Source organism: Acidovorax sp., assembly GCF_022763525.1.
In the GTDB taxonomy this organism is placed as follows: Bacteria; Pseudomonadota; Gammaproteobacteria; order Burkholderiales; family Burkholderiaceae_C; genus Acidovorax.
Genome location: NZ_JALEGG010000136.1, coordinates 1 through 4,768, shown reverse-complemented (window position 1 = coordinate 4,768; position 4,768 = coordinate 1). Strand labels below are relative to the sequence as shown.

Here is a 4,768-nt window from a genome sequence, read left to right as displayed (position 1 = left end):
GGTGGTGGTGGGGGTGGTGGCGTGGGGATGGGGCTGCTGGCGTAGCATGCCTTTTTCACCTGCCGCAACGGGTCCCCAAAAGTGGCGTTGTTGCACATCACGTTGTTGGTAAACGCACGCGCGGCGGTCCACGTGCTGCCTGCGCCGTAAACCACCTTGGCCGTACCGCTAAAGCTGCATTGCTGCCCTTCCACGGCGCACAAGGTATAGCCTGCTGGCGGTGCCTTCAGCACCGGACCGGGCACCGGGGCTGGTGCTGGTGCGCTGACAAAACACGCCTTCTGCACTCCCCAAACCGGGTCGCCAAAGGTCTGGTTGCCGCAGCTGACCCCGTTCGCGAAACTGCGGGGATGGGTCCAGGTCGTGCCGGCTCCGTAGATCACGCTGGCGGTGCCGGTGAAGCTGCATTTCTGCCCTTCGATGGCGCACGGCTTGTAGCCTGCAGGTGGGGTGTGGGTCGCTTGCGCGAGTGCGGGGGGGCGTGGTGGCGCTCATGCAAAGTCCGAGGGCCATGGCCCAGGGCCTGGGATGAAAAAGCCGTGGAGGGCTTCGGTCAGGTGTCTGCGTCTGCATGGGGCCTCTCAAGGTGCTGGATATTGTTTTCAAACCCGATGTGCGCTAGACGATGCCAATCGGGCTGGGGAGCAAGGCTATCGCCGGGCGTGTGCGCGCGTACATCCAGGCAGCAGAAAAGGGACAGGCGGTGGACGCAATCCGATAGCCGCTGCATTCGTCGAATGGCTGAATGCCGCCTGTCGGCTCCACGCTGCCGTTCACGTTTTGAAGGCGGTTTCAGCCAGGTCTTCATCCGCACGTGAGGCCTCGGTGGCCCCGCCATTCGCCAGGCAATGTTGCGGCGGGTGTAGCGGTTGGAGCGGTTGTAGTGGGGCAGGAGTGCAGTATGAGAAGGAGTGCACACTGTGCAGGCGCCTCGCCCTGTACAAGCAATCCCTGAGTCCAACGCCCTTGGGCGGGTGCACAATTTAGCCCCATTTCCTGCTCTTTTGATGCTCACTCTCAGCCCGGATCTCCAGACGCCGCTGGTCAGCCAGATTGTTGATGGCCTGCGCGGCCTCATCGCTGGTCAGGTGCTCAAGCCTGGTGCCAAGCTTCCCTCCATTCGCGCGTTTGCGGCGGCCCACGGCGTGAGCGTGTTCACGGTGGTCGAGGCGTATGACCGGCTGGTAGCCCAAGGCTGGCTGGTGTCACGCGCCAACGCGGGCTTCTTCGTGAAGCGGCGGGATACTGACGGCCCCGCATTTGGCACCGGTACGCAGGCGCGCCCCGTGCCCCGCTTTGACGCGCGCTGGTACCTCAAACAGATTTTTGAAAACCGCAACCTGCCCATGAAGCCGGGTTGCGGCTGGCTGCCGCACGACTGGCTGTTTGGCGATGCGGTCAAGCGCAGCATGCGGCAGTTGTCGTCCGACGGGCCCGAGCTGGACGGGTACGGCCTGCCGCACGGACATATGGCGCTGCGCATGGTGGTGGCCGAGTCGCTGGCCGAGCATCATCTGGCTGTGGATGCGGACCAGGTGCTGCTCACGCAGGGGTCCAGCCAGGCGCTGGACCTGGTGGCGCGCCGGCTGGTCAAGCCGGGCGACGTGGTGCTGGTGGACGATCCGGGGTACCCCAACCTGCATTTCATGCTGCGCTTTGCCGGTGCGCATGTGGTGGGCGTGCCGCGCACCCCTACGGGCTATGACCTGCCCGCGCTCGAAGCGCTGCTGGCCGAGCACCAGCCCTCTGCGTACTTCACCCAGCCGCGCTTGCAAAGTCCCACTTGCTCGATGGCGTCGGTGGCGCACTTGCACCGGCTGCTGCAGCTGGCCGAACAGCACGGCTTTGCGCTGGTGGAAAACGATATCTACGCCGATATGGATTCGAGCGTGCGCCCTTCGCTGGCCAGCCTGGACCAGCTCAGCCGCGTGGTCTACATCGGCAGTTTCTCCAAGACCATCTCGCCCAACCTGCGCACGGGTTATGTGGCGGCGCGGCGTGACCTGCTGGATGAACTGGTGCAGCTGAAGATGGTTTCGGGGCTGACGTCGTCCGAGATCACCGAGCGGATCACCTTCGGGGTGGTGACCGATGGCCGCTGGCGAAAGCATCTCAAGTCGCTGCGCGAGCGCCTGGCCGACGCGCACCGCACCGTGGGCCGGCGCTTGCTGAATCTCGGCTTCGAGCTGTTCCACGAACCCGAGGCAGGCATGTACCTGTGGGCGCGCCACCCGGACCTGCCCGATAGCGCCGAGCTGTCCAAAGAGGCCACCGGCGCCGGCATCATGCTCGGGCCGGGCCAGTTGTTTCTGGTGGAGCCGCGCCCCACGGGCTGGCTCCGGTTTAACGTGGCCTTCAGTCAGGACGAGCGCATATGGCGGTTCCTGGGCCAGCGCATCGAACTCGGCCAGCAGGCGGCCCAGTAAGCCGACGAACACGAGAAATCCATTCATGGCACCAGAACGACAGCGACTGGCTAGGCTGCTCCTCGACGAGTACCTCGAGATGTACGCGGCCCGGGATATGCGCCTGGTCGATCGATTCAGCCAGGACTTCAGCGGTTTCGCGGGGAGCAGCGACCAACTGGTCAAGGCCCGCGAAGCCTGGGTGCGCATGGTGCTCAGCGACTTCGCACAAGTGCCCGGCCGCATTGGCATTGACTTGGTGGACGTGTTTTTCCAGGACCTGGCTCTGGACGTGCTGGTCGCCACCGCGTTTTTCCATATCCAGTTGCCCACGCCCGACCCAATTTTTGCGCGGGAGACCGCCCGCCTGGTGCTGGTCTTCCGACAAGAGGGGGCGGACTGGAAGATCGCGCACAGCAGCATCTCCATACCGTATGGCATGCCGCGAGGCCTCGACGGTTTCCCGGCAGAAGGCCCGCCAACGCCGCAGCGCGAGCTGCAGGTGCTGCTGGATGAGCGCACGCGGGCGCTGGCCGAGGCTCGCCGCCAGTTGGATGTGTTGAGCCACACCGATCAGCTCACCGGCCTGGCCAATCGCCGCCGGTTCGAACAGGTGCTAGCCCGTGAATGGGAGCGCGCCCAGCGGGCGCAGACGGCGCTGTCTCTGGTGCTGCTGGATGTGGATGCGTTCAAGGCGTTCAACGAAAGCTATGGACGGCTGGCGGGCGATGCCTGCCTGCAGGCGCTGGCGCTGGTGCTAAGCCAGTTGGTGGAGCGCCAGGGCACCGACTTGGCTGCCCGCCATGGCGGTGACGAGTTCGCGGTGCTGATGCCGGGCCTGGACGGGCAGGCCGCCCTGGCCGCTGCCCGGCATATCCAGGAAGCCATCGCAGGGCTGGCCTTGCGCCATCTGGGTACGCCCTCGGGCGCGTTGACCGCAAGCCTGGGCCTGGCATCCCTGGTGCCTGGGCGCGACCAGACACCCGACGAACTGCTGCGCCGTGCAGACCTGGGTCTGCGCCGCGCCAGGCAGGCTGGATACAACGGGATCGAGCTGGCCCCGGAGGCTCCCGGGGAGTAGGGCCTGAGCAGGCAGAGCGCTCCCGGTGACGCCTCCTGCAGCTCTTTGGCGGCCCTCCGGCGTGCATGGTGCAGTGCCGCAGGGCTCAGGATTTGCCCGACGGCCTGCACCGTTGTGGCGACAATGGGCGGCTATGCAAATTTCCGGATTCCTCAAGATGGCCCTGATCCTGGGTCTGCTTTCGGCCATCGGCCCTTTTGCCATCGACATGTACCTGCCCGCGCTGCCTGAAATCGGTGCCAGCTTGGGGGCGGACGTCGGTGCCGTGCAGTGGAGCCTGACGGCCTTCTTCGTGGCCATCGGGGTGGGCCAGCTGTTCTATGGCCCGGTGTCGGACATGGTGGGCCGCAAGGCGCCGCTGTATGTGGGACTGACGCTTTTTACGCTGGCCAGCGCCGGCTGTGCCCTGGCCAGCGACATCCACACACTGGTGGCCTTGCGGTTTGTGCAAGGGCTGGGTGCCGCCGCCGGCATGGCCATCCCGCGCGCGGTGGTTCGCGACCTGCACACCGGCACCGAGGCGGCGCGGCTCATGTCGCTGCTGATGCTGGTGTTCAGCATTTCGCCCCTGCTCGCACCGCTGGTGGGCAGCGGGGTGATCGCCGCGGCGGGCTGGCGTGCCGTGTTCTGGGTGGTGGCTGTGGCCGCCGTGGCGGGCCTTGTGCTGGTGTTCCACGGTCTGCAAGAAACCCGCACTGCCGAGGACCGGCGCGAGAGCAGCCTGGCCAGCGCCCTGTCGGGCTATTGGCTGCTGCTGCGTGACCGGCACTACCTCGGGCTGGTGTTCATCGGGGGATGCTCGATAGCGGGGTTCTTCGTCTACCTTGCCAGCTCGCCTTTCGTGCTGATCAACCACTACGGCCTTACGCCCGTCCAGTACAGCCTGGCGTTCTCGGTCAACGCGGCGGCATTCTTTGCGGCGGCGCAGTTCACGGCCTATCTGGGGCGCCGGTTTGGGCTGGTGCCCACGGTCAAGGTGGCGGTCACCGGGGCGGGCGCAGTGATGGTGACGATGCTGTCGTACTACCTGGCAGGCGGCGACCGTCTGGCCGTGCTGCTGGGTCTGTACTTTGTGGCCAGCGGATTGATGGGGCTCGTGATTCCCTCCACATCGGTGCTGGCCCTGGAGGAGCATGGCGCCATCGCGGGGACGGCTTCTGCCCTGCTGGGCACGCTGCAGATGCTGATCGGGGCGGCCGCGATGGGGCTGGTCGGCCTGTTTTCCAACGGCAAGCCGCTGCCCATGGTGGTGGGCATGGCCAGCGGCGCGCTCATGGGGCTG

The 4,768-nt window shown here is 66.1% G+C and carries 3 protein-coding genes and 1 pseudogene; 3 read left to right on the top strand and 1 reads right to left on the bottom strand.

Annotated elements, in window-relative coordinates:
• Nucleotides 1-383 (bottom strand): annotated as a pseudogene (locus MRY84_RS10480) (hypothetical protein); the annotation flags it as partial.
• Between the two features lie 624 nt (nt 384-1,007).
• Here MRY84_RS10480 and MRY84_RS10475 point away from each other — a divergent pair.
• The 3 genes from MRY84_RS10475 to MRY84_RS10465 all read left to right on the top strand — a co-directional run.
• Nucleotides 1,008-2,426, top strand: a complete 1,419-nt coding sequence (locus MRY84_RS10475; protein ID WP_291505672.1) for a PLP-dependent aminotransferase family protein — start codon at nt 1,008-1,010, stop codon at nt 2,424-2,426.
• Between the two features lie 25 nt (nt 2,427-2,451).
• On the top strand, nt 2,452-3,486 hold the full coding sequence (locus MRY84_RS10470) for a diguanylate cyclase (protein WP_291505671.1): 1,035 nt from the start codon (nt 2,452-2,454) through the stop codon (nt 3,484-3,486).
• 133 nt (nt 3,487-3,619) lie between these two features.
• Nucleotides 3,620-4,768, top strand: a 1,149-nt coding sequence (locus MRY84_RS10465; protein WP_291505670.1) for a multidrug effflux MFS transporter, incomplete at its 3' end; no start/stop codon positions are given.

What these genes read in the sequence shown, in the direction of transcription:
- MRY84_RS10475 (WP_291505672.1), top strand. Translation starts at nt 1,008, where the DNA reads ATGCTCACTCTCAGCCCGGATCTCCAGACGCCGCTGGTCAGCCAGATT.
- MRY84_RS10470 (WP_291505671.1), top strand. Translation starts at nt 2,452, where the DNA reads ATGGCACCAGAACGACAGCGACTGGCTAGGCTGCTCCTCGACGAGTAC.